Annotated in this window: 16 protein-coding genes; 12 read left to right on the plus strand and 4 right to left on the minus strand. The window is 47.6% G+C overall.

From position 1 onward, the window contains the following. Positions 1–20 precede the first annotated feature (20 nt). Complete coding sequence (locus H6F63_RS27480; protein WP_190640470.1) at positions 21–1,616, plus strand: bifunctional pantoate--beta-alanine ligase/(d)CMP kinase; 1,596 nt, start codon at positions 21–23, stop codon at positions 1,614–1,616. Positions 1,617–2,038: 422 nt separating this feature from the next. Continuing rightward, positions 2,039–2,974, plus strand: a complete 936-nt coding sequence (locus H6F63_RS27485; protein ID WP_199298317.1) for a polysaccharide deacetylase family protein — start codon at positions 2,039–2,041, stop codon at positions 2,972–2,974. Positions 2,975–3,023: 49 nt separating this feature from the next. Here H6F63_RS27485 and H6F63_RS27490 read toward each other — a convergent pair whose 3' ends face one another. Then, positions 3,024–7,667: a glutamate synthase-related protein gene (locus H6F63_RS27490; protein WP_190640483.1), complete on the minus strand. Its 4,644-nt coding sequence runs from the start codon at positions 7,665–7,667 to the stop codon at positions 3,024–3,026. Between the two features lie 181 nt (positions 7,668–7,848). Beyond that, the gene (locus H6F63_RS27495; RefSeq protein WP_190640471.1) at positions 7,849–8,040 is read right to left on the minus strand and encodes a hypothetical protein; all 192 of its coding nucleotides are present in this window, start codon (positions 8,038–8,040) and stop codon (positions 7,849–7,851) included. 461 nt (positions 8,041–8,501) lie between these two features. On the opposite strand from H6F63_RS27495, the gene H6F63_RS27500 reads away from it, so the two are divergent. The 4 genes from H6F63_RS27500 to H6F63_RS27515 all read left to right on the plus strand — a co-directional run bounded on the left by H6F63_RS27500 (position 8,502) and on the right by H6F63_RS27515 (position 15,892). Next, positions 8,502–10,559 carry a phosphodiester glycosidase family protein gene (locus H6F63_RS27500; protein ID WP_190640472.1) on the plus strand — a complete coding sequence of 686 codons (2,058 nt, stop codon included), beginning with the start codon at positions 8,502–8,504 and terminating at the stop codon, positions 10,557–10,559. A gap of 220 nt (positions 10,560–10,779) precedes the next feature. Next, the gene (locus H6F63_RS27505) at positions 10,780–11,208 is read left to right on the plus strand and encodes a phosphomannose isomerase type II C-terminal cupin domain (protein WP_190419591.1); all 429 of its coding nucleotides are present in this window, start codon (positions 10,780–10,782) and stop codon (positions 11,206–11,208) included. A 375-nt stretch (positions 11,209–11,583) separates the two neighbouring features. After that, on the plus strand, positions 11,584–13,641 hold the full coding sequence (locus H6F63_RS27510) for a serine/threonine-protein kinase (RefSeq protein WP_190640473.1): 2,058 nt from the start codon (positions 11,584–11,586) through the stop codon (positions 13,639–13,641). Between the two features lie 178 nt (positions 13,642–13,819). Beyond that, positions 13,820–15,892, plus strand: coding sequence for a serine/threonine-protein kinase (locus H6F63_RS27515; protein WP_190640474.1), 2,073 nt, complete (start codon positions 13,820–13,822; stop codon positions 15,890–15,892). 154 nt (positions 15,893–16,046) lie between these two features. Here the strand turns inward: H6F63_RS27515 and H6F63_RS27520 are convergent. Continuing rightward, positions 16,047–16,839, minus strand: a protein-coding gene (locus tag H6F63_RS27520) for an IS5 family transposase (RefSeq protein WP_347276842.1) whose coding sequence is annotated in 2 segments (ribosomal slippage) — positions 16,047–16,664 and positions 16,666–16,839 — 792 coding nt in all. Because the reading frame shifts where the segments join, the coding sequence is not laid out codon by codon here. A 494-nt stretch (positions 16,840–17,333) separates the two neighbouring features. Between H6F63_RS27520 and H6F63_RS27525 the strand changes: the two genes are divergently transcribed. The 4 genes from H6F63_RS27525 to H6F63_RS27540 all read left to right on the plus strand — a co-directional run bounded on the left by H6F63_RS27525 (position 17,334) and on the right by H6F63_RS27540 (position 22,123). Beyond that, positions 17,334–18,494: an IscS subfamily cysteine desulfurase gene (locus H6F63_RS27525; RefSeq protein ID WP_190640484.1), complete on the plus strand. Its 1,161-nt coding sequence runs from the start codon at positions 17,334–17,336 to the stop codon at positions 18,492–18,494. A gap of 196 nt (positions 18,495–18,690) precedes the next feature. Next, entirely contained in the window at positions 18,691–19,092 is a 402-nt protein-coding gene (locus tag H6F63_RS27530) for a hypothetical protein (RefSeq protein ID WP_190640475.1), read from the plus strand. Between the two features lie 9 nt (positions 19,093–19,101). Then, positions 19,102–21,282, plus strand: coding sequence for an Rne/Rng family ribonuclease (locus tag H6F63_RS27535; RefSeq protein WP_190640476.1), 2,181 nt, complete (start codon positions 19,102–19,104; stop codon positions 21,280–21,282). A gap of 238 nt (positions 21,283–21,520) precedes the next feature. Continuing rightward, the gene (locus H6F63_RS27540; RefSeq protein WP_199298318.1) at positions 21,521–22,123 is read left to right on the plus strand and encodes a ribonuclease HII; all 603 of its coding nucleotides are present in this window, start codon (positions 21,521–21,523) and stop codon (positions 22,121–22,123) included. Positions 22,124–22,219: 96 nt separating this feature from the next. Here the strand turns inward: H6F63_RS27540 and H6F63_RS27545 are convergent, their stop codons facing one another. Beyond that, a complete protein-coding gene (locus tag H6F63_RS27545) occupies positions 22,220–22,807 on the minus strand; it encodes a DUF1997 domain-containing protein (RefSeq protein WP_190640477.1) in 588 nt (195 codons plus the stop codon). A 389-nt stretch (positions 22,808–23,196) separates the two neighbouring features. On the opposite strand from H6F63_RS27545, the gene pheA reads away from it, so the two are divergent. Both pheA and H6F63_RS27555 read left to right on the plus strand, forming a co-directional pair. Continuing rightward, positions 23,197–24,042, plus strand: coding sequence for a prephenate dehydratase (gene pheA, locus H6F63_RS27550; protein ID WP_190444432.1), 846 nt, complete (start codon positions 23,197–23,199; stop codon positions 24,040–24,042). A 68-nt stretch (positions 24,043–24,110) separates the two neighbouring features. Beyond that, on the plus strand, positions 24,111–25,514 hold the full coding sequence (locus H6F63_RS27555; RefSeq protein WP_190640478.1) for a hypothetical protein: 1,404 nt from the start codon (positions 24,111–24,113) through the stop codon (positions 25,512–25,514). The last annotated feature ends 37 nt before the right edge of the window (positions 25,515–25,551 follow it).

Raw genomic sequence — 25,551 nt, forward strand, 5'->3', positions numbered from 1 at the left:
AATTATTGAAGGGGGTTTTGGTGCGCCTGTTTACGACAATTGCGGGATTGCGCTGCTACTTGGGTTTGCATCGGCAGGGCAAAAACGTCGGCTTTGTGCCGACAATGGGAGCCTTGCACGCCGGGCATATTAGCTTAATCGAACGTGCGCGATCGCACAATGATATCGTCATAGTCAGCATCTTCGTCAATCCACTACAATTTGGCCCTAGTGAGGATTTTCAGCAATATCCTCGTTCTTTGGAGCAGGATCGGCAATTGTGCCAACAGGCTAGGGTAGATGCGATTTTTGCCCCTTCTGCTGAAGAATTGTATGGATTGGGGACTGGGGACTGGGGATTGGAGATTGGGGTAGCGCGCCTCCCAATTCCCGATTCCCAATCTCCAATCAGCACAACGGTGCTTCCACCAGAGAATATGACATCAGTTTTGTGCGGTCGCTTTCGTCCCGGACACTTTCAGGGAGTCGCAACTGTGGTAACAAAGTTGCTGAACCTGGTACAACCAAATAACGCTTATTTTGGGGAAAAAGATGCCCAGCAATTGGCGATTATTCGGCGATTGGTGGCGGATCTAAATTGGAGCATCAAGATTGTGGGTTGTCCAATAGTACGGGAAGCATCGGGATTGGCTCTCTCTTCCCGGAATCAGTATTTGACTTTAGAGCAGAAAGAGCAAGCATCGGTGTTGTATCGCTCTTTACAACAAGCTAAGAAAGCATTTCAATCAGGCGATCGCGATCGCGCTATTCTCATAGACACAGTTCAACAGGAAATTGCTATCGTACCAGAGGTACAAATCGAGTATATTGAACTGGTTCACCCCACTACTCTCATGCGTTTGGAAAAAGTTGAAGAAGCGGGACTACTAGCGATCGCCGCCCGACTGGGATCGACCCGTTTAATTGATAATGTAGTATTACGCGATCGCCAGCCGATTGTGGCGATTGATGGCCCAGCCGGGGCGGGGAAATCGACTGTAGCCCGTCAGGTTGCTAAGTCTTTAGGATTGTTGTATTTAGATACCGGGGCGATGTATCGCGCTCTGACTTGGCTGGTTTTGGAATCGGGAATCAGGGTAGATGATGAACCAAGCATAGCCGAGTTAGCCAGCCGTTCTCAGATTCAGTTAAGCACGGGTGACGATCCCCAGATTACCACTCGTGTCTGGATTAACGATCACGATGTCACCTTTGCAATTCGCTCTTTGGAGGTGACAGCGATGGTGAGTGCGATCGCTGCCCAACCATACGTCCGTCAAGAACTGGTGAAACAACAGCAGCGCTGGGGTTTAAAGGGAGGCATCGTCGCTGAAGGTCGCGACATCTCCACCCACGTTTTCCCGGATGCCGAACTTAAAATCTTCTTAACCGCATCCGTTCACGAACGGGCGCAACGCCGTCAGCAAGACCTGAAAAACCAACAGCAGCCAAACGTAAGTTTAGTGCAGTTGGAGCAGGACATTCAAGAACGCGACACCCGCGACAGCACCCGCGTCGTGGCACCCTTGCAAAAGGCAGCAGACGCTATTTTGATCGAAACTGACGGTCTGGGCATTGCCGAAGTCACTGCTCGAATTGTCAGTCTATATCATCAAAAGCTGTCTGTGTCTAGATAATTGATGTTCCTCCCAAAAACCATATTTTTCAGTAAAAGTCAACTCCCTTAGCAATTAACTTTCTTACCCGGAGCGCCTGACTGTTGGGTAGTATTTTGCAATAGGGTACAAAAGGACAAAGAAAGCTTCCTTATTAGATAGGGAAACAATTTGCGACGCAACAAAATAGCTTTTAGCGATCGCTTATACCCGTAAAAACGAACTATAGGCAGAGGATTCGCGTCACATATCCAACAGAGCTAAGGGAGGAGGCCAACCATAGATTACCGAGATACACGTAAGCATTGCCGACAAAGCTAGGGCAATGCTTACACCAAGTACGTAGCTGTAAAAAAATTGTTTGAGAAACCTGGTGTGCTGGAAGAGGCGGAGAACTTGACAAAACTCCGCCTTGATGAATGGAGGAGTGAAGGAGAGCTGACGTGGCAAAGTATGATCGATTTTCTTGGCGGGAAAAAACAACATTGATTGCTGTTGTTGCTGCCGCTAGTAGTTTTTTGGCTGGTCTCATGTTGCCGATTAATCGCCATGAGAATCATCCGTCGATTCTTTTATCTGCAACCGAAGAGTTGGGGAATCGGAATAAAGACAAAAGTGGCACTGATATAAACGTTTTGATGGCGCAGCGAGATGAGGCGTTTAACAAAGTATTCGCTCAATTGCAGCAGGAAGAAAAAGACAGAAATTTGACTTTTTCAGTCCCCAAAGGGTTTCAGGGGAAAGTATTTCAAGAAGTAAAACTAAACACTAACCAGAAAGTCATTGCCCTGACTTTTGATGACGGCCCTTCGCCTCAAGGGACGTTGCAGGTGCTGGAGATCCTGAAGAAAAACAACATTAAAGCAACATTCTTCATGATCGGGCGGAACGTGAAAAATTTTCCCCATCTGGCGAAAGCCGTAGTTGCTGAGGGACACGCCGTTGCTAATCATACCTGGAGCCACTCTTACCATCATGTAAACGAAGCTGGGGCTGCCCGTGAAATTGACCGCACAGCGGCAATTATTTATGAAGCCACAGGTGTGAAGACAGCTCTGTTTCGTCCGCCCGGTGGCTATCTGAACAATGGCTTGGTCGCTTACGCCCGTAAAAAAAATTACGCCGTGGCGATGTGGTCATCTGACTCTATGGACTATCGCCGTCCCTCGGTGCCAGTATTCATCAAGTCCGCGCTAAAAGGAGCCACATCAGGCGGTATGGTACTAATGCACGATGGAGGCGGCAATCGGACGCGTACGGTGCAAGCTTTACCGCAACTAATTACCGAATATCAAAAGCGCGGCTACAAGTTTGTGACGGTGCCAGAACTGATGGAAATGCAAGACAAAGAAGTTAAATTGGCAGCTGGTAAAAAATAAGGTAAAAGGCAAAAGAAACAGAAAGATTCCTTTTGCCTTTTACCTTTTATTACTGCACCGAACTGAGAACCTTTTGGGTTGCTGCTTCCGGATTAGCTTCTGGAGAATCTGCTTCACTAGGAGGCACAACCTGCCAGAACTGAGGCAAGTATTCTGACCAATTGGCAAGAATATCTTTTGCCTTCTGGCTACCTGTTCTTTCAGCGTGAAGTTCAATCAGCTCTTTGAGCTGCTGTTCTCCAGCTGGCGTTTTCACCCGTTGGATTTTGACAATCTCCAGGTTAACTTTTGGTGTAAAGCTGCCATCCTGATCGAGGAAGTAACCTAAACCCCCTGTCATCCCAGCTCCCACGTTGCGGCCTACTCTACCCAGAACGACAATTACGCCGCCTGTCATGTATTCACAGCAGTGGTCGCCTGCGCCTTCAATCACCGCCATTCCCTTAGAATTACGGACAGCAAACCGCTCCCCGGCTTGACCGTTGGCTAACATAATGCCGCCCGTGGCACCGTAGAGACAAGTGTTGCCGACAATCACGTTCTGAGCTGGATCGTAAGTAGCCTCCTGAGGCGGCTTGATAACAATTTCGCCACCGTGCATTCCCTTGCCTACGTAATCGTTCGCCTCGCCTTCCAGGTTGAGAGTCATACCGGGGAGGTTAAAGGCACCGAAACTCTGACCCACACTGCCGGAGAAGTTGAGGGTAATTTGACCGCTCCAACCTGTGTTGCCATATTCAGAGGCGATCGCGCCGGCAATTCGCGCCCCAATTGTCCGGTCTGTGTTCACCACAGGCACTTCTTTGGTGACGTTAGATTGGTTAGCGATCGCATCTTTAATTTCCGAATCGCTGAGCAGTTCGTCATCTAAAACTGGCCCGTTGCTGTGTACTGGTTCATGAATCAGCCAATCGCGATTTGTGCGCGTATCTGGCAGATTGGTAAGGCAATCCAGATTCAAGCTTGTCGTCTTAGTTAATCCGGTGGGGCGCACTTTCAGCAAGTCGGCGCGACCAATCACCTCGTTTAGAGAACGATATCCCAACCGCGCCAAGAGACTCCGCACTTCTTGGGCTACAAAGTAGAAGAAGTTAACGACGTGTTCTGGCATTCCTGGGAAGCGCTTCCGCAAGTTTTCTTGCTGAGAAGCCACACCAACGGGACAGTTATTGGTGTGGCAGATCCGCGCCATGATGCAACCTTCGGCAATCATGGCGATGGAGCCGAAACCGTACTCTTCTCCACCCATCAAAGCTGCTATGATTACGTCCCAGCCGCTCTTGAAGCCGCCGTCTACTCGGAGAATTACGCGCGATCGCAGTTCATTCTCCATTAGGACGCGATGCACTTCGGTTAATCCCAGTTCCCACGGGGAACCTGCGTGTTTAATTGAACTTAAGGGAGATGCGCCTGTCCCGCCATCGTGGCCCGAAATTTGGATAACATCGGCATTTGCCTTCGCCACACCGGCGGCAATGGTGCCAATACCCACTTCTGCCACCAGCTTCACCGATACCCCTGCCTTCGGGTTAATTTGGTGCAGGTCAAAAATCAACTGCGCCAAATCTTCAATCGAGTAAATATCGTGATGCGGCGGTGGTGAAATCAGCGTCACTCCTGGCTTAGAGCGGCGCAGCATCGCGATGTAGGGGCTTACCTTTGTTCCTGGTAACTGTCCACCTTCCCCAGGTTTTGCACCTTGGGCGATTTTGATTTCAATTTGTTTGGCACTCATCAGGTACTCTGGGGTCACGCCAAAGCGACCGCTTGCTACCTGCTTGATGGAAGAAGAAGCTGTATCTCCATTCCGCAGCCCATTGAGGTGTGGCAGAACTTGGGAATGGCCCATTTCATCCACATCATCTAGAACTTTGTAACGAACTGGATCTTCGCCGCCTTCACCGGAGTTAGATTTGCCGCCGATGCGGTTCATAGCGATCGCCAGCGTCTCGTGTGCTTCCCGCGACAATGCTCCCAAGCTCATCCCACCTGTAGCAAATCGCTTGACAATTGACTCCACAGGCTCTACTTCTTCCAGGGGAATAGAGGCGCGATCGCTCTCCAAGTCCAGCAAATCTCGCAGCGCTGTTACAGGTCGTCCTGCCAAATGCTTCTGATAAACTTCGTAATGGTCATGTTGCGGGTTTTTCACTGCTTGATGCAGCGACTTGGCAACTTCCGGACTATTCATGTGGTACTCGCCACCCGGACGGTACTGCACAAAGCCATAGTTTTCCAGCTTCTTGCGTGGTACCTCTGGGAAAGCCGCCGAGTGGAATGACATCACTTCCTGCGCCAGTTCCCGTACGGAAAGGCCGCCTAGTCGCGATGCGGTACCCTTAAAGCCAAGAGCCAAGAGATCGCCGCCAATACCAATCGCCTCAAAAATTTGCGCTCCGCGATAGCTAGACAGCAGAGAAATCCCCATTTTCGAGAGGATTTTCAACAATCCAGCTTCTACGGCTTTGCAGTAATTTTTTTGCGCCTGCTCAAGAGTAATATTCTTGAGTTTGCCCCGCTGCATCATATTTTGGGTCTTGGTATCGCTCCACCAATGACGCACGGTTTCTAGAGCCAAATACGGACATACCGCGGAAGCCCCGTAGCCAATGAGACAGCCAAAGTGGTGCGTACTCCAGCATTGAGCGGTATCGACAATTAAAGAGGCAAAGGCTCGCAGGCCTTCTTGGATCAGGTGGTGGTGTACTGCTCCCACAGCTAACAGAGGTGGAATGTAGCTGTGTTCGGCGCTCAAAGAGTTTCCGGCGCGATCGCTCAAAATCAGAATTTCTTTGCCCGCACGCACCGCCGCCGCCGCTTGCTGGCACAAATTGCGAACCGCCGCCTCTAAACCTTCTGGCCCCTTTTCGATTTCAAACAGCGTCGAGAACTTCTCTGTTGCAAAAGAGGAAGTGCTGATCTGCTCTAGCGCTGCTTCATTTAGAACCGGAGACTCTAACTTCAGTAACCGCGCATACTCTGGTTCTACCTTCAGCAGGTTTCCCCGCTTCCCTAAAGAAACCGACAGGGACATCACCATCCCTTCTCGCAACGGGTCAATTGGCGGATTCGTCACCTGAGCGAAGCGCTGCTTGAAATAGTCATACAGTAAATGCGGCTTGGAGGACAGCACCGCCAAGGGAATGTCATCTCCCATACAAAAGGTAGGTTCTTTCCCAGAAGATGCCATTTCCTCAATCACCATTTCCACATCTTCTGTGGTGTAGCCAAAGGCAATTTGTTCTCTCAGCAAGGTTTGAGAGTCGAGATTCTTCTCTTCGGTAAAAGGTACGTCGGGGAGATTTTGCCGATAAGATGCCAGCCACTCACCATAAGGATGAACAGCAGCGATGCGCCCCTTAATTTCCCAGTTTTTCTGAACTTCCTGAGTTTCCAGGTCAACGGCAATCATTTGCCCCGGCCCCAGTCGCCCTTTTTCCAGAATCTCTGCTTCTGGCAAATCGATTACACCAGCTTCCGAAGCTACCACAACTAATCCATCGCGCGTGGTGCAATATCGCGCTGGCCTTAACCCGTTGCGGTCGAGAGTCGCACCTACTTTCTTGCCATCACTGAATACCAGTAGCGCTGGGCCGTCCCAAGGCTCTTGAAGTCCGTTGTAGAATTCGTAAAAGTCCACAATTTCCGGATGATTTGCCAATTCCGGCTGATTCTGGTACGCTTCTGGCACCATAATCATTAAAGCTTCCAGAGGGCTGCGGCCAGTACGAACCAGCAACTCTAGCACGTTATCGAGGTTTGCCGAGTCACTATTATCTAGATCGGTTAAAGGCTTGAGTTCCTGAATGCGATCGCCCCAAATTGGATGCGTCAGATTTGCCTCTCGCGCCATTATCGAGTTTATATTTCCCAACAGCGTGTTAATTTCGCCGTTGTGTCCCAAAAGACGCATCGGCTGAGCTAGAGGCCACTTAGGCAGCGTGTTGGTGCTAAAGCGTCGGTGATAGACAGCAAAAACACTTTCATAATTGGGATTAGTTAAATCTGTATAAAAGTCTCCCAACACCGCCGACCGCACCATCCCCTTATAAATAATGGTGCGATTAGAGAACGAACAAATGTAAAACTCGTCCGACCATTTAAGGGTACTGTTAGCCTCCAGATTTTTACCTATGCGGCGACGAGCCAAAAACAGGGCGCGTTCCAACTCATCTCCAGAACCATTTTTGGAAGTACATACCAGCTGCTCAATGTGGGGCTGGTTTTCTCTGGACTGCACCCCCAGCACTTGAGGCTGCACTGGAACCTCTCGCCACCCCAGTACAGTTAATCCTTCTTCTTCCAAGGTTTTGTTGACAATTTCCTTAGCAGCGGCTCTGGTTTCGGCATCTTTGGGTAAAAAGACCATTGCCACCCCTGTCTTTTCAGTCGGCGGCATTTCTATGCCTTGGGTAGCCAACCACTCACCCAACAGCTTCCAGGGAATAGCAGTCATCAAACCTGCTCCATCCCCAGAATCCCCGTCAGCGCTGCAACCACCCCGATGTTCTAGACAAGTCAGAGCGGATAAAGCCTTTGCTACCAATTCATGTGTCGGCGTTCCCTTTTGGTTGGCAATGAAGCCGACACCGCAGGCATCCCGCTCTTCCACCAACCACCGTTGACCGGGATAGGTATCTGTCGCATTTACTGCTGTCGTCTGTTGTTGATTGTCATTCACGCGATGCTCCATGAGATAATCCACGTTCTTTACTTACTGATACAGGTTTACTGATTGAAGGTTGTTAATCCTGTGGCACAACTGTGCTGATCCCAGAATTAAAATTTGAAAAACTTTTGCCAAGACTTCGCCAATGTATTTAAACATCCCTCAGTCTTCTTTTGCCCTTGACTATTCTTTTGCTTCCATAGCCTTATTTATCTAAACTTAGATGCCATTTGACCATGAAAGCTGTAACTGATGAAACTTTTATCTCTCGGCTTTTCTGCCCCAGACCCAGGGGTCGCAAAACTTTTTGCTCTTGCGATCGCAATAATATCCAAGCGTCTGCACGTAAGACGCTCTGCTGGCGGAGGGTTTGCCTGAAATGGCTACTGGTGCTCAAAAATGAACCTTGTTCTAACCCGATTCAGATGCCAGCCATCTACCAAACTTACGGATTAGATATTCTATCATTTAAAAGCCAAGTTCAACACAAATTTCAACGCTAAGACTTCGAGCCAGGACAAACAAATTGTAGGGGCGAGATAAACGCGAAGTCTAGACTTGGCTATAGCCACCCAATTTTAGAGTCAAATATAGAGACGCGAGATGTCGCGTCTGTGCTTCGCCCCTAATGGGTTGTTGAACAAAGCGTCTTGCCGACCCCCTGTGGTCTTGCCTCCTATTATGCGGCTAAAAAAGCTTTCTTTGGAAGATAAAGTCATTGTTTTTTGATACTTGCGTCCACATCTGGGTTATTTTAGAAATCTTGATGTTGTAAAGGCGCACCATCGCCCGATCCGGGTGTATGGCAATACTCCTGTACAAATTTTTGAACCCTACATCAAAGAGTGACTTTGCCGGATGATCGGGAGAACGACACCAGAAACTAAAACGGTTGGTGGTCTGGGGCTATTTGCCCCCAGCCGCCTGATAGCCTTCTCGCTCCCGTCAGCGATCGCCGCATCGCTTTACGCGACAAATGTCCCCATAGGAGCAGTTCCAAATTTACCCCCATCACGCCTCGTGGTATCAGCACCAAAGGCATCGCCTCAAATAAATCGGCAGGGTAGTCAAGTATCTATAAATGGTCGAACCTTACCCGCAGCTTGGAGCCAGTGGCAGCGGGGGACATCTGTACGCACGGGAATAAGCGATGTTGGAGTGGCTCAAACACTGGGAGTAGAGCTTTTAAACACCGGGGATTTAACCAAACAGCCGATACAGTGGTTTTCTGGTGCCAACCGGCTAATTTTGGCTACCTTTCCAGTAGCACCTTACCGCTATCTAGACATTACTGATTTCGCGCTCAAAAACGGTTGGAAGACCCAAATAAAGGGCAACACGCTTTTAATTACCACAAAACCAGCGCGACTGGGGGACGTTCAACAAAGTCTTCAACTGTGGGGTTCGCGCCTTGTTGTCGATCTAGACCGCCCGGCCCCTTGGCAAGTCACTCAACAAGGTCAGAATTTAGTTGTCACAATCAACGCAGCAGCCCCTCCCGCCATCTTGCAGCGCTTCCCTCCCCCTCCTCCAGAACCTAAGCCAGAGACGGAGGTAGAGGGAATAAGAAATGCTCAGCCCCCAGCCCCCAATCCCCAGCCCCCAATCCCCAGCCCCCAATCCCCAGCCCCCAATCCCCAGCCCCCAATCCCTGTCGTCGAAAGCACTCAGAATCAAACCACGATTCGAGTACAAATCCCAGCAGGGCTGTATCCTCGCGTTTTCAGTATGCCCTCCCCGAATCGCCTGCTGATTGATTTTCAACCAGAAGCTATGGTAGAACGAGATATTCTCTGGGCAGAAGGAATCCGTTGGAAGCAGCAGTATGTAGCCATTACTCACCAGTCATCAGCTAACGACTCCCCGCTGTTGGATGGAGGTAGTGTCAATCCCAAATCCCAAATCCCAAATCCCAAGTCGATTGACCGCTTCCCAGTCGCATCGCTGACTATCAATCTTCGTCAAAGAGGGCTAACCCTCAAACCAATCTGGAGTAACCCTAATAGTGTTGCAGGAATCGCTCCTCTGCTGAGGACAGCCCAGTTGTGGCAGGCTTCAGCAGCTATCAACGCCGGATTTTTTAACCGCAACAACCAACTGCCTTTAGGGGCAATTAAACGAGATGGTCGGTGGTTATCTGGGCCGATTCTGAATCGAGGCGCGATCGCTTGGAATGATGCTGGTGAAGTTAAAATGGGTCGTCTGAGCTACCAGGGAGCCTTGGATATCGAAAATTCCTCAAGCTTACCAGTCCTTTTCTTCAACAGTGCTTATGTCCAAGCGGGAATCGCCCTTTACTCCTCTGAATGGGGAGGGGCTTACACTCCCCTGACTGATAATGAAACCATCGTCGTTGTCCAGAATAACCAGGTTATAAATCAGTTACCTGGAGGCATGGCTGGGAAAATATCATTTCCCATTCCGCCGGAAAACGGTTATTTGCTGACAATCCGAGGTAAAGAAACATCTCCAGTCGGGATCTTGAGTGTCGGCACCAGGGTGCGTATCAATGAGCTTTTTTCACAACCGGACTTTGTGCGCTATCCGCAAATTGTCGGCGCTGGGCCACTTCTGGTGCAAAATCGTCAAATTGTGCTAGATGCTAAAGCTGAGCAATTTAGCGATGCCTTTATCAAAGAAGCAGCTGTTAGAAGTGCGATCGCTACCACCGCATCTGGACAACTGATGATGGTTGCCATCCACAACCGCACAGGTGGAAAAGGCCCGACATTAGCAGAAACTGCTCAGATAATGCAGCAAATGGGAGCTGTTGAGGCTCTTAATTTAGATGGTGGCAGCTCTACCAGCCTCTATCTAGGGGGACAACTTATTAATCGGCCTCCCACCACCGCCGCCCGCGTTCACAACGGTCTGGGGCTTTTCCTTCAACCGGGTTTGCGATCGCCCAGCAATTAAATTTTTAAACTTTGCCAAATAAATTATTTAGCAGAGCTTATATAAAGAGTTGATGTAGATTCGCTTAATCGGCAAATTTACTGGTGACAGGCTTTAAAGATCGTTGTTATGTTTAGCTAGGGTTGCCTAAATGTGTTAGTTCTACAATTTTTAAGAGGATTACCTCTGCATATTTATATGAGCCCTGCTAAACCTACAGCGGTTCTAAGGAGAAAAAACAATGGCTAAAGCGCAAGAAGTTTCTCAAATTACTACTTTACCTCTTCCCAACTCCATGACTATCAATGGAGTTGCTGCAACTGAATTGCGGCCTTGGGGTTCCTTCACTATTCTGGAAGAAGGACGGGGCTATAAAATCAAGCGAATTGAAGTCAAGCCCGGTCATCGGCTTAGCCTGCAAATGCACTACCACCGCAGCGAACACTGGATCGTCGTTTCAGGCACAGCTAAGGTTACTTGTGGCGATAACGAACTGATTCTGGGCAGTAATCAATCTACCTACGTTCCCCAATGTCACACTCATCGTCTAGAAAATCCGGGTGTGATTAACTTGGTGTTAATTGAGGTTCAGAATGGAGAATATTTGGGAGAAGATGACATTGTTCGTTTTCAAGATGACTACGCCCGCACTCAGCCGTCCACAAAGTAGACTGGCGAATTTAACTGGGCAAATAGTTGACCCGATTGCCTAGTTTGGGTGTTTGTTTTAATACTCACATTGTCTTAATTCGGCAATTGACATCCTCCACGACCATAATCTTTGATTATGGTCGTTGATTGTGAGGAATCGCTTCTAAGGTTTCCTCCCTCAACAGGTGCCAACTAAATTCAGTGACCTCAACCCGTTTTAGCTGACGAAAATAGCTATCAGGGGAAAAGGGGTGTATCGAGCAGGTTATGCTATCTGGGTACAGATTTTTCTAGAAAGAGCAAAAATTAGGCTTTAAAACCTTTAAGGCTGACAAGCCGATTAAGCGCCTGAAGGACTACCCTAGAAGAACTGCCAGAACACCGCATCAACTTCATGCTGGGAAAAACGCTCAGTGGTCGCTACCAAATTGTGAAACACTTGGGAGGCGGAGGGTTTGGTCAGACTTACCTTGCCGAAGATAAGCAACTACCTGGAAATCCGCTTTGTGTTGTCAAGCAACTCAAGCCCAAGGCTACCGATCCGGGAACCTTAGAAGTAGCACGACGATTATTTGATAGAGAAGCCCAAGTTCTATACAAACTGGGTAAACACGATCGGATTCCCCAACTTTTGGCTCATTTTGAGGAAGAACAAGAGTTTTATCTAGTTCAGGAATTCATCGAAGGGGATGAAGTTAAGCAAGAATTACCAATAGGTAAGCAGTTGCCTGAGACGGAGGTAGCTGCTCTTTTGCACGAAATCCTAAAAATATTAGAGTTTGTCCATGAGCAGGATGTCATCCACAGGGATATCAAGCCGTCCAATTTAATCAGGCGCAAGCAAGATGGCAAGATAGTTTTGATTGACTTTGGAGCTGTCAAACAAGTTAGCACTCAGGCGCTTGCCTCTGAGGGGGAAACAACTTTAACAATTGCTATTGGTTCGCCTGGTTACATGGCGAACGAACAACTCGGCGGCAAACCGCGATTTAGTAGCGATATCTATGCTGTGGGAATCCTGGGTATCCAAGCTGTCACAGGTTTACAGCCGTCACAACTGCCAGAAGATACCCAAACCTGTGAGATTGTATGGCGCGATAAGGCTCAAGTCAGCCAGCAGGTTGCAGACATTTTAGACACAATGGTGCGCTATGACTTTCGCCAACGCTACCAGACGGCGACAGAAGCTTTGGAGGCGCTCCAACAGCTCAACGAGCTACCAACACGGCACATCATCCCGGATGCGATCGCTACTGGGACGCTTCCAACCTCACCAAGCAGACAGCAGTATACTTCCTTTGCTTTTCAAGATACGCTGCCTACTGAGCAACCACCAGCGATCGCTACTGAAACCCTTCAAAGTTCCAAAGCACTAATCTCAACATATCCACGAAAGCCGGAAACTGTTTTTTCTACTTTCCGAAATAAAGCACCTCTGCTGATTAAAATTGGCGCGGGTTTCGCTACTGCTCTAGCTCTAAGTGTAGGAATTTACTTTTTTCAAAAACCCAATAGCTTAGAAGATACAGCACAAGAAGTTGCCTTAGTCAATACCCTCCCTGGTCATGCTGCTGGTATTACCTCTATCGCCCTCAGTCCAGATGGTAAAATTCTGGCGAGTGGCAGTCTTGACCAAACTATCAAAATTAGAAATCTCCGTACAAAAGAAATAATTTATACCCTAAGCGGGCATACGGGGTATGTTTATTCTGTTGCCATCAGCCCGGATGGACAAACTCTCACCAGTGGTAGTGGCGATCAAACTATCAAAGTGTGGAACCTGAAAACGGGTAAACTACTCCGTACCTTGTCTGGACATACGGGAGATGTTTATTCAGTTGCCATCAGCCGAGATGGACAAACTCTCGTTAGTGGCAGTAAGGACAAGACTATCAAAGTGTGGAACCTGAAAACGGGTGAGTTGGTACGTACCCTAATCGGAACACAGCTAGAGGAGGGGGTTAGTGATGTCGCCATTAGCCCAGACGGTCAAACTCTGTCCGGTAGTAATATTTATGACATAAATGTTTGGAATCTGGTAACGGGTGAACTGCGCCGCACTTTTGGCGGGCATATCGAGGCAGTGAGTGCGATCGCCATCAGCCGGGATAGTAAGATTCTTGCCAGTGGCAGTCCCGACGGAACAGCAAAACTGTGGAATTTGGAAACGGGCGAATTACTAAATACTTTCCCCCATGCGTCTAGATTACCAAATGGCTCTCTATCAGGGGGAGTTTATGCTGTTGCTATCAGTCCGAACGGTCGGATTCTTGTTAGTGGCAGTGGCAGCAATGAGAATACTATTAAGTTATGGAATGTGCGGACTGGGGAATTAATTCGCACACTTGAAGGACATTCCAAGACAATTTTTGCACTTGCTATTAGTCCCGATGGGCAGACGATTTACAGTGGTAGCCTGGACGGAACAATTAAGGTTTGGCAATCGCCCTAAATTATCTGATTTTGAATGCAAGTATTTTAAAGCGTCAGTATTCATCGGGTAATGTTTAGCCGCTCAACCTAACCTACAATCTTTGACTAACTAGCACCGAGCGATCACAGATTTTTTGTATTTCATAAATTTCAAGGCTAAACTAGCAGACAAGTATATTCAAAATTGAAAAACTGTCATGCTATTTAAAACGCTCAGCGGTCGCTACCAAATTGTGAAACACTTGGGAGGTGGCGGATTTGGACAAACTTACCTTGCCGAAGATAAACAACTACCAGGAAATCCGCTTTGTGTTGTCAAGCAACTCCAGCCCAAAGCTACTGATTCATTCACTTTAGAGGTAGCGCGACGATTATTTGATAGGGAAGCACAAGTTCTTTACAAGCTGGGCAGCCACGACCAAATCCCCCGGCTTTTGGCGCATTTTGAAGAGGATAAAGAGTTTTATCTAATCCAAGATTTCATCGAAGGTCATGAAATCAAGCAAGAGTTACCAAGCGATAAAAAGTTTAGTGAAACTCAAGTTATTGCTTTATGCCGCGAAATTTTAAAAATTTTAGAATTTGTCCATCAGCAAGATGTCATTCACCGGGATATCAAGCCTTCAAATTTAATTCGGCGCAAGCAAGACGGGAAGATAGTCTTAATTGATTTTGGAGCAGTCAAACAAGTTAGCACTCACAAAGGTAATAATGACGGAAATACAACTTTAACGGTTTCTATTGGTTCACCTGGTTATATGCCGAACGAACAACTCGGCGGTAAACCGAGGTTTTGTAGCGATATTTATGCAGTGGGGATGCTAGGAATTCAAGCGCTTACAGGGATAGCACCGTCCCAACTGCCAGAAGATCCTGCAACGGGTGAAACTATTTGGCGCGACAAAGTGCAAGTTAGCCAGCAGTTCGCCAACGTTTTAGACAAAATGATCCGCTATGACTACCGTCAACGCTACCAGAGAGCAACAGAAGTTTTACAAGCGCTGGAGTTGGCCAATTCTCAATCAACTCAAACTTATAATGTCTCTAGGCATCCGCTAACGCCCTCTCCAATTCCAACTCAACCCCCAGCTACTGTTACTTTACCGCCTCAAAATTCGCCATCTGAAGCACAAACAAATTTGGCTGATGTTGATTTATTTGTATCTCAGGTAGATGTAGCAAAGGATAACACTGGTATTGCCAACCCAACAAACAAATTTCGTTGTTTAATAGGAATTGGAACAGGTATTGCGGCTGCTTTAGCTGTGACAGCGGGAATGAACTACGTCCCAAAACAAAATAGTTTATTGCCACTGGTAAGAACAGCAAATATTTCTTGGGATCGTTTAAAAACTATTTCTTTAGTTAATACCCTTGCTGGCTCTTCAAAGAACGTCTATTCGGTTGCCATTAGCTCAGATAGTACACTCTTAGCAAGTGGTGGGGATGGCAATTCGATTGAGTTGTGGAATCTGCAAACGGGACAACTGTTACGTACATTAAAAGGGCATTCAGACGCGGTTTATGCGGTAGCTTTTAGTTCCGATGGGCAAAAAATAGCTAGTGGTAGTGGTGATGGAACCATCAAGGTTTGGAGTTTGCCAACAGGAAACCTGCTGCAAACTCTGAAGTCCACATCTGAAAATCGCGTTTTTTCCATTGCCTTTAGTCTGGATGGACAGACTCTTGCCAGTGCTAATAAAGACAAGACAATTAAGGTGTGGAATTTGGAGACAGGACAAATGAAAAACACCTTGAAAGGGCATTCAGATTTCGTTTTATCGGTTGCCATCAGCCGGGATGGAAAGACACTTGTTAGTAGCGGTTCTGATAAAACAATCAAGGTATGGAATCTATCCGCAGGCACTCTACTTAGCAGCATCTCTGACCCTACAGGGGATGCTATTCCTGCTGTTTCTATTAGCCCAGATGGTAAAACTCTTGCCAGTAGCAGTATTTATGACAAAATCAACCTGTGGAATCTGCGCGAACTTCAAAATGGCTGTAACGGGGCGCAGGCGTGCCGTCCTAATTACTCTATTTCTGCCCATAAAAATTATGTTAATTCTGTCGCTTTCAGCCCTGATGGACAGACTTTAGCCAGTGGTAGCAGGGACAAGACAATTAAGCTGTGGAATCCCCAAACCGGAGAATTAAAAAGCACTATTTCTAACCTTAATGGTGATGTTAATTCTGTTGCTTTCAGTCCCGATGGAAAAATCTTGGTCAGTAATGAAGAGGGAAAAATTAAGGTTTGGCGATCGCCCTAATATCAATGAGCTAAATATTTGCTACAGATAGCCCATCAACAATAAATCGCCATTTTGTTAAAGAAATGACATTTTGTACGGTTAACTTATCTAAAATTCTTTTGAGGGATTCTCTCAACTCATCTAAGTTAGAGGATGTCTGAGAAGTGAAAGATTATGCCAATCGTCTGAGCAAGATACGGATCATGCCAACATAAATGAACGCTTCGGAAGTTACCGGCAGAATCTCATAATCTTTACTCAAGCGCCGGCACCAGTTAAACCAACCGAAAGCACGCTCAACCACCCATCGCTTAGGCAGCACCTCAAAGCCTTGGGCAGTCTGCGGGCGCAACACGACTTCGAGAATCCAACGATAAATATTGATCACCCAGGGGATAAACTTCTCACCGCTATAGCCGCCATCAACCCACATGCGTACTAGACGGGGAAAGGGTTGGCGTATCTGATACAGCCTTTCCAACAGACAGCGTGCCCCATCGCGGTCATTGACATTAGCAGCAGTGACTACCACCATCACCACTAATCCCAAGGTATCGACCAACAGATGCCGCTTGCGCCCTTTCACCTGTTTGCCGCCATCATAGCCGACCTCAATATTGACCATTGTGGCAGTTTCCACTGATTGACTATCTAAAACGGCAGCGCTGGGGGTAGGCTCATGATCTTCCATCACTCGCACCCACTGCTGTAGCCTTTTGTTGATGCGTTGCCAAGTTCCATCAATACGCCATTGCCGAAAATAGTGATAAACCGTTTTCCATGCGGGTTGCGTCGTGGGGTAGCATCCGCCACGCGCAACCAGCACACAAGATATAGAGGATACCGTTCACCACAGCTTGCATATCAACACTTCGGGGACGCCCACCTACTTTGGCTCTAGGAATCAGTCCTGAGAGCAGTTCCCACTGCTCGTCGGTTAAGTCACTGGGATAGGATTGAGACATTGCTCTCTTAACGCTGTCGAATCAACATTTTGCTATTGACAGGGTATAGTTATGAGAGCTTTTTTACTTTTCAGACATCCTCTTAGAAGTCTAATTAACTCAGTGCCAATTTGCTGGATGCGATATCTGATAGTTATTACAACAATATTCCCATCTTGTAGTTACAGTTGGTAGTCGCGATCGCTCAGATGCAACTGTTCTTGTAGTTTCGCTCTATCTTTGAAGTATTACAGTCAGAGGAACTTCATCAAGTCTTTTGCTTATCGCTATCGTATCTTTAATTTCTCAACTTACAATTTTGCCAAAATAGAATTGTGACTCATTCGAGACACCCATTGACACCATTTTGATTTGGTGGAGCTACACATCTTCAGGGAGCATACAAGGGGAGCGATCGCGAAGTGAATATACCTGATAGTTTGATGCAAACCAATCATCGGAGTTTCCGAAACTCCGACCACCGCCAAATCCCAAATCCTAAATCTCAAATTGGTATGACTGTACGCCCTATTTATCTGGATTGTCACTCCACAACGCCCCTAGACGATCGCGTACTTGCCGCCATGATGCCTTACTTCACCCAGCATTTCGGCAACCCCGCCAGCGTGAGCCATTCCTATGGTTGGGAAGCTGAAGCTGCTGTCAAACAATCAAGGGAAGTTTTAGCACAAGCGATACACGCTACGCCAGAGGAAATTATTTTTACTAGCGGCGCGACGGAAGCGAACAATTTAGCTATTAAAGGTGTGGCGGAAGCTAATTTTAGCAAAGGGCGACACATCATTACAGTGGCAACCGAGCATAAGGCGGTTCTCGACCCTTGTAAATATTTGCAAACTCTTGGCTTTGAAATTACTTTTCTCCCAGTTGAAAGTGATGGATTGATTAATTTAGATCAATTGGAAAAAGCTATCCGTCCCGACACAATTTTAGTTTCCGTAATGGCAGCTAATAATGAAATTGGTGTCATACAGCCTTTAGCAGAAATTGGGGCAATTTGTCACAAGCATCAGGTACTATTCCACACTGATGCTGCTCAAGCTATTGGCAAAATACCTCTAAATGTGGAGGCGATGCACATTGATTTAATGTCAATGACTGCCCACAAAGTCTATGGGCCCAAGGGTATTGGCGCTCTTTACGTCAGACGCCGCAACCCCAGAGTCCAAATTGCACCGCAGCTGCATGGAGGTGGACATGAGCGGGGAATGCGCTCTGGTACACTGTATACACCTCAAATTGTCGGATTTGCCCAAGCCGTAGAATTGGCGCAGGTAAACATGGTATCAGAGACAAAACGCCTCATCCAGTTGCGCGATCGCCTTTGGCAACAACTCAGTCAGGTAGAAAAAATTCATCTGAACGGACACCCCAAAGAGCGACTACCAGGAAACCTTAACATCAGTGTAGAAGGGGTGGATGGAGCGGCGCTGCTGCTAGGATTGCAGCCAGTGGTAGCAGTTTCTTCCGGATCGGCTTGTACCGCCGCCAATGTGTCTGCTTCCCATGTTCTGACGGCGCTGGGACGTTCAGAACAACTGGCTTACGCCTCGGTTCGGTTTGGAATTGGACGGTTTAATACGGCATCTGAGATAGAAGCTGTAGCAAAACACGCGATCGCAACTATTTTCAGCTTGCGTAAACAAATGCAATGAAGGGAGACAATAGGACAAGAGAGAATCTTCTTTTCACCTCTTCCCTAGTCAAGAGTCCTTGGGACTACCAAAATTAAAGCGAGTGCAACTACCCATAAGTTGAGTCTGATCGGAGTGACAGCGCGATATAATACATCACAATAGAAGCAATTGCGGATCGAGGATCTATCAGGTTGCCCCTAAGAGTGAACCTGAAATGGAAGCGATCGCGCAAGATAGCTTTTCAGAGAGACTTTCTGTTCATTTTGGGCAAATTCCAGTGTTCAAGCCTTTTGAAAAGGCATGGCACTGGCAAAAAATGCAATCGGGGAAGAGTTTACAAGGGATGTCTGTCACTGTAATCAGTGATTCTGGGTTAACACACCTTTATTCTCTCTACGTAGGGGCGGGTTTAGAATCTATCCCCTGTCACATTGAATCAGAAGGTAAAACCAAATCGACCGAAAGAGAGTTTCTGGCTTACACCGTTATTTCTTTGAGCAAAAGTGAGAGGCGCCTAGAAAGGATCAACGAGGAAGGAAGAAGGAAGAAAAAGGAATTAAATCCGCCTTCTACTTTCCGATTCTCTGTTGTGCCTAAACTTGCTACGAATTTTTGAGGAAATTGAATGCCGAAGCAAATTATTATCGCGGAGCAGCATCGGATTGCTGCCGTCTTTTGGGAAGATCAAATTCAAGAACTTGTCGTTGCTACTGGTAGCCACCAAGTCGGAGACATCTATCTGGGCATTGTTGAAAATGTCTTACCTGGGATAGATGCCGCATTTGTAAACATTGGAGATGCCGAACGCAACGGCTTTATCCATGTTACTGACTTAGGCCCGCTGCGACTAAAACGTTCCGCTGGTGCGATTACAGAACTACTGGCACCCCAACAGAAAGTTCTGGTTCAAGTAATGAAAGAGCCGACAGGCAACAAAGGCCCCAGGCTCACAGGTAATATCAGCTTACCTGGACGCTATGTAGTATTGATGCCCTTCGGACGAGGTGTGAGTCTGTCGCGGCAAATCAAGAGCGAAAACGAGCGCAACCGCCTTAGAGCCTTAGCCGTTCTCATTAAACCTGCTGGCATGGGGCTAATCGTGCGGACAGAAGCCGAGGGACGCTCGGAAGAAGCCATCATAGAAGATTTGGAGACACTGCAAAAACAGTGGGAAGCGATTCAACAAGAAGTAAACTCCACTAGAGCGCCAGCGCTGCTAAATCGAGACGATGATTTTATTCAGCGCGTCTTGCGCGATATGTACAGTGCGGAAGTAAATCGAATTGTCGTAGATTCCCACACCGGAGTTAAGCGAGTCAAGCAATACTTAGTCAGTTGGAGCGGAGGAAAGTCGCCGGAAGGAGTATTAATCGACCATCACCGCGAGCGCCTTTCTATCTTAGAATACTTCCGCATCAATGCAGCCATTCGAGAAGCCCTCAAACCTAGAGTGGATCTACCTTCAGGAGGCTACATCATTATCCAGCTGACGGAAGCTTTAACGGTGATTGATGTCAACTCAGGTTCCTTCACCCGTTCTGCAACTGCTAGAGAAACTGTCCTGTGGACAAACAGCGAAGCAGCGACAGAAATAGCCCGTCAACTGCGGTTGCGGAATATCGCTGGTGTCATCATTGTTGACTTTATTGACATGGATGCGCGCCGAGACCAGCTGCAAGTGCTGGAACACTTCAACAAAGCACTCAAGGCAGACAAAGCTAGACCACAAATTGCTCAACTTTCCGAACTCGGCTTAGTAGAACTAACTCGCAAGCGGCAAGGGCAAAATATTTACGAGTTGTTTAGTCAGCCCTGCCCCAGTTGTGGCGGTTTGGGGCATATGGTTCGCCTACCGGGTGAGTCGGCTAACAAAAATGGAGGAGAAATTGCCGAACCTCCCTCGCCGACACCTGTTAGGGAAGCACGGACGTTACCCTACCGCAACAATGAAGTCGGAATTAGGGAAATACCTTTGCCAGTCGTTGAAAGTCGCAGCGAAGCTTTAGATTTAGGTGTTGACGATGATGACGAGTCAATGGATTTGATGAATCATCCCAGCTATCAGGAGCGGGGGGCAAATAATAATCGCCGTCGTCGCCGCCGTCGGGTGGGTGAACCTCCATTAAAGGAGGAATTAACCCCAACCCCAAAAACTCCTATTCGGATTTCGACTCCTCCGACTATAGTGAATCATTTCCGGTCAACTCCGGTGGCAGAACCGGAACCAATCCGCGAAAGCGAGACATATATGGGCGGGGGAAGTACGCCTCTACCCGTTGTGGAAGAAGTCCGTCGCTCACCGAAACCTGAGCGTCCCAAGCCTTCCAGACAGGAAATTGAACCGCCGGAGATTGTTTCCATTGAAATGACCCCAGAGCAACAGGATGTTTATGCTTTGATGGGAATTTCTCCGTTGGTGCTGTTAGAGCGGGAAGTGAAAAATCCGAAATCGGCGATAGTATCGATTACTTTGCCTGGAGAGTCACAGTCTACGGAAGCGATCGCTTCCTCAATCCAGGCGGCGAAAGATAACAGGGATACACAGACTTCTGCCTTTGAGTCTGAGGAAGATGATAATGCCTCTTATCTACCCTCCGCATTTGAGGTAGATGAAATGGAATATCAGACAGCAGACGAGGAACAACAACAGATAGAGGAACTGGTACCTGTCGTAGACGAAGCCCCTGAAGAGTCAGAGGCGATCGCATCTGACTCTGCATCCCCCAGTGAAGAATCAGAATCAGACAGTGACGAGTCTCCAGTTCGGCGGCGGCGGCGGCGGCGGTCTTCTGCAACAGAGGCTTGAGAAAGGGTGAAGTTAGTGGTTAGCCATTAGTCTGTTGGCTAGAAGAAGGTTGGAAGGTTGGAAAGTTGTTGGAACAAGACTTCGTTTCAACTTGACAACTTTTAAGATGGCAGCTGACTAATGGCTAAGAACCAGTGACTAATTACTAAGGAGCTTTCGTATCGTGTCGGTGCAGCAAGTGGTAGACAAAGGTGCAGTCGTTAAGACTTCCCGCAAACCAAATTTTAACCTCTCGGATTTGCCAGAGTTACTCGGTGGCTGGGAACTGGTTGCTGGTGTCGATGAAGTTGGGCGCGGAGCTTTGTTTGGCCCAGTAGTGGCGGCGGCTGTAATATTACCAAAGTCTGCTTTTGCTGAACTTTCAGCCGCTGGGGTAAGAGACAGCAAGCAGCTGTCTAGTTATCGCCGTGGTAAACTGGCAGCACAAATTCAAGCGATCGCTCTAGACTGGAAAATTGGTTATGCTTCCAACAAGGAAATTGACCAAATTAATATTTTCCACGCATCCTTGTTAGCGATGAAGCGGGCTGTAATCAAGCTGAATGTCCAACCAGAGCTTTGTCTGGTTGATGGTAAGTGGCAGCTTCCAGACTTGCCAATCCCACAACAGAATCTAGTCAAGGGTGATGAAAAATCATTGGTAATTGCCGCCGCCAGCATTGTTGCTAAAGTGTGGCGCGACGACCTGATAATCCGTCTGGCGGCGAAGTACCCCGCCTACAACTTAACAGCGAACAAGGGTTACGGCACCGCTCACCATCTACTTGCTTTACAACAACACGGCCCCTCCCGCTTCCATCGGAGGTCTTTCAGTCCTTGCCGGGTTGATATTAAATTGTAGATTTTCAGTCTATATCCTCTCTGGAGGCTGAGCCTCCCCCTCCTAGTTCTCAGTCCCAGCCTGGGAACTAAAATAACGAGGCTCAGCCTCAATTTATTAAGCCGAAGGGCTGTCTGCGGGCAGTACCGGAACTTGAGGTGGGGGTGTCTGCTGATTCCAAGTGTTAGCCCAGCGGCGATAGTCTGATAGCAGCTGATACATTAATCGTTGTTTAATAGTCAACAGCACGCTCTTGAGCAAACCATTCCCGGTAGCTTCTATAAAAGCTTTAGGCGTGAACCAAAAAGCGTGCGGTAACTCGACTTTGACCTCTAAATCCGCTCTACCTTTGAGATGAGTTGTACCGTTTACTTGACAGGGAGAAAGCTTACCAACCAAGTTAAGCGCAAAGCGCTGGTTGATATACTCAATGCCGCGAATCTCACAACGTGTAGACCTTAAGTGAACCGTCCCGTCTGCATCTGCCCACACCTTCATATCTACAATTGGTTGAAGTGAGAGGGCCATAAAGCTCAACGGGCGCATTTTCAGGCGGAAAATCTCCTCGCTGAGTTGTTCGATTCGAGTGGGGTCAACCAGAGCTTGTACTAGACGTTGAGGTTGGCGCAGATAATGCTGAATTGGAACAGGTTGTTCCGCAACAGCAATTTCAACAGATTGGGAGGCAACAAATTGAGTTTGCATGAGGGGATGGTAACAGAATGTAATTCTGTACGCAGGATAAGTTAATTTTACGTTACGGTTCTTAAAAAAGTTGCAGAGGATTTCGATTGTTCCGCTGCTACAGCTTTTGAAAGGAAACTGTGCATTAATTGAATCGCTCTGTCATGATAAAAATTTATGTAGTTGATTTCCCTCCTTCTCAGGCATCACAAGTAGACACTATTATTGGGTTTAACCTAGATCCAGCAGCCTATCCCCAGCGACGGACTTAGTGGTTGACATCTGGTAACTGATAACTGATAAAGGTTAAAACGTTGTCAGAATAACTCTTGCGGAAAACTGAGGGCTAGCTTTAATGGTCGTATCGGTTGCACATTATAACTCTTGCGGAAAACTGAGGGCTAGCTTTAATGGTCGTATCGGTTGCACATTTGGGGCCACCAGGCACTTACGCAGAAGCAGCTGCCTTGGCTTATGTAAATTGGCTTAACCAAAGGGGACAGCAAGGGCTGTTATGTCCTTGTCCCAGCATTGCTCAGACGCTGCGAGCAGCGGCACAGGGACAAGCTGATGTGGCAGTCGTGCCTGTTGAAAATTCTGTAGAGGGCAGCGTGACAACAACGCTGGATACGCTCTGGCAATTGGATAAGCTGCAAATTCAACAGGCTCATGTGTTGCCAATTTCTCATGCCCTGTTGTCACGAGCGGAAACTCTGGAAGAAATAAAGACAGTTTATTCCCACCCCCAGGCTCTAGCTCAGTGTCAGGGGTGGCTGGAGCGGTTTCTGCCCTCTGTGCAGCTAGTGCCGATGAATGCGACTACGGAGGCGCTAAAGTATTTGGGCGAGGATAAAACTGCGGCAGCGATCGCATCCTCTAGAGCTGCCCAACTCTACCAGCTACCAATTCTCGTCTGTCCTATTAATGATTATCCGGATAATTATACCAGGTTCTGGGTACTGAGTTTACAACCTTCTGGCGGCGGCAGTCATACCAGTTTAGCTTTTAGCGTTCCCGCTAATGTACCGGGGGCGCTGGTGAAACCGCTTGAAGTGTTTGCCAGTCGAGGGATTAACTTGAGCCGAATTGAATCTCGTCCGACAAAGCGAAGTCTTGGTGACTATCTTTTCTTTACTGACCTAGAAGCTGATGCCAGAGAAGCTTCTGTTCAATCTGCTTTAAAAGAATTAACAGCTTATACCGAAACGCTGAAGATTTTTGGTAGCTATTCTATTGTGTCAATAGGGAAACTCTAGTGATGAAATTGTAGTCTCTAAAACTCAACGCAGACGCGACCTACAAGCGTCTTTACAAATCTACAACTATGTTTCCATCTGCTCAAGGCATTCCCGGATTGCCCGATTTAACGCATCCGGCTGAGCTAATGAAATTTGGGGGACAGCTGCTTGCGATGTTCCCCACATTAATATTCATTGTCGGTGGTTTGGGAATTGCGATCGCTCTGTTGAGTTTTTCCCTACGTCGAGTTCAGCCAGAACAATCTATTTTCATTGGCGAATGGGTGCTGCTATATTCCCAATTACTTAGAGGATTGCAGCATTTAGCCCTAGTCTTAGTTTTGCTGGTGGGAGGATTTTTTCTTACCTCAACTTTAGGCAATCGTTACCACAACTGGGAACAGGCAAAGGTGACTCAAGTGGCTCAAACTGTTGCTGGGGATAGGCTAGAGCAAGCAGCGCCACAAGTGCGGTACACGATCCAAGAGCCGTATGCTTACGACACTCAAGTTGATGGAAAAATCGTCCGGGTAAAGGATACGCGAGAGGTTAGTCGCTTCCTGACGCTGGCTGGCTCGCAAATTCAGGTAGAACTTGACCAAAGCAAAGACGTTCAAGCTCGGCGGGCGATTTACCGAGTAGACTACACGGCTGAATATAAAGTAGTCAACCAGCTCAGCGATATTGAGAATTTTTTCTTTGAAATACCACCGCCTAACGGTTACTCACTGCTGCAAGGCTTTAAGGTAGAGCGGGATGGCACTAGGCTTCAACAGAGAAACCCCGGTGACTATGGTTTTCCTTTCAACTTGAAACCTGGACAAGAAACTACTTTCAAAGTCACCTACAAGGCTCAAGGAGGGCCGCGTTGGGTTTATAGTGCTAATGGTCAGTTGCTCTCCAACTTTCGCTTGAGAGCGCTCTCTACATTCCCTGACGCTGATTTTGCTAGTGGGATTCTCCCGACTGAAAGCAAACGAGAAGGACAAGGCACTCGTTTCACCTGGGTATTTGATGACAATGTTTCTGTACAAAATCCCTTTGGTGTCTTTACCTCGACAGGCCCAATTCAAAATACGGGAATTTTGCCACGGCTGCTGTTGTTAGCACCAGCGTTATTTCTGTGGTGGATATTATTGCTGTATTTGTCGCTACCAATGACTCTGAAAAATGTAGCGATCGCAGGCGGCGTTTTCTTTGCTTGCTTACTAACTTTGACTTATCTCAGCCGCTTAATAAGTGCGCCCCTGGCGTGGACTTTAATTTCCCTAACTTTGTTAGCTTTATCCTGGGGCTTAGGCGCAAACAACCGTCGGGCTTCCTTAGCTGCGCTCATTTGCACAATTTCCGGTGCAGTCCTGCCCGTTTTTGGTTTATTAGTGCCTTACAGCGGCCTAACCCTTAGCTTAGCAGGATTACTTTCCGCCGTATGGCTGGCTGTCCGTCACTGGTACGGCTGGTTTAGTTGGCAAAAAGAAGCTGGGATTTAGACAGAATTGCTAATTGCGATTTGGTTTATTGCCATTA

The organism is Trichocoleus sp. FACHB-40, from assembly GCF_014695915.1.
GTDB lineage: Bacteria > Cyanobacteriota > Cyanobacteriia > Cyanobacteriales > FACHB-T130 > Funiculus > Funiculus sociatus.

Coding starts and splice junctions, on each gene's coding strand:
- H6F63_RS27490 (WP_190640483.1), bottom strand. CDS start 7,667: ATGGAGCATCGCGTGAATGACAATCAACAACAGACGACAGCAGTAAAT.
- H6F63_RS27500 (WP_190640472.1), top strand. CDS start 8,502: ATGATCGGGAGAACGACACCAGAAACTAAAACGGTTGGTGGTCTGGGG.
- H6F63_RS27505 (WP_190419591.1), top strand. CDS start 10,780: ATGGCTAAAGCGCAAGAAGTTTCTCAAATTACTACTTTACCTCTTCCC.
- H6F63_RS27510 (WP_190640473.1), top strand. CDS start 11,584: ATGCTGGGAAAAACGCTCAGTGGTCGCTACCAAATTGTGAAACACTTG.
- H6F63_RS27515 (WP_190640474.1), top strand. CDS start 13,820: ATGCTATTTAAAACGCTCAGCGGTCGCTACCAAATTGTGAAACACTTG.
- H6F63_RS27525 (WP_190640484.1), top strand. CDS start 17,334: ATGACTGTACGCCCTATTTATCTGGATTGTCACTCCACAACGCCCCTA.
- H6F63_RS27530 (WP_190640475.1), top strand. CDS start 18,691: ATGGAAGCGATCGCGCAAGATAGCTTTTCAGAGAGACTTTCTGTTCAT.
- H6F63_RS27535 (WP_190640476.1), top strand. CDS start 19,102: ATGCCGAAGCAAATTATTATCGCGGAGCAGCATCGGATTGCTGCCGTC.
- H6F63_RS27545 (WP_190640477.1), bottom strand. CDS start 22,807: ATGCAAACTCAATTTGTTGCCTCCCAATCTGTTGAAATTGCTGTTGCG.
- pheA (WP_190444432.1), top strand. CDS start 23,197: ATGGTCGTATCGGTTGCACATTTGGGGCCACCAGGCACTTACGCAGAA.
- H6F63_RS27555 (WP_190640478.1), top strand. CDS start 24,111: ATGTTTCCATCTGCTCAAGGCATTCCCGGATTGCCCGATTTAACGCAT.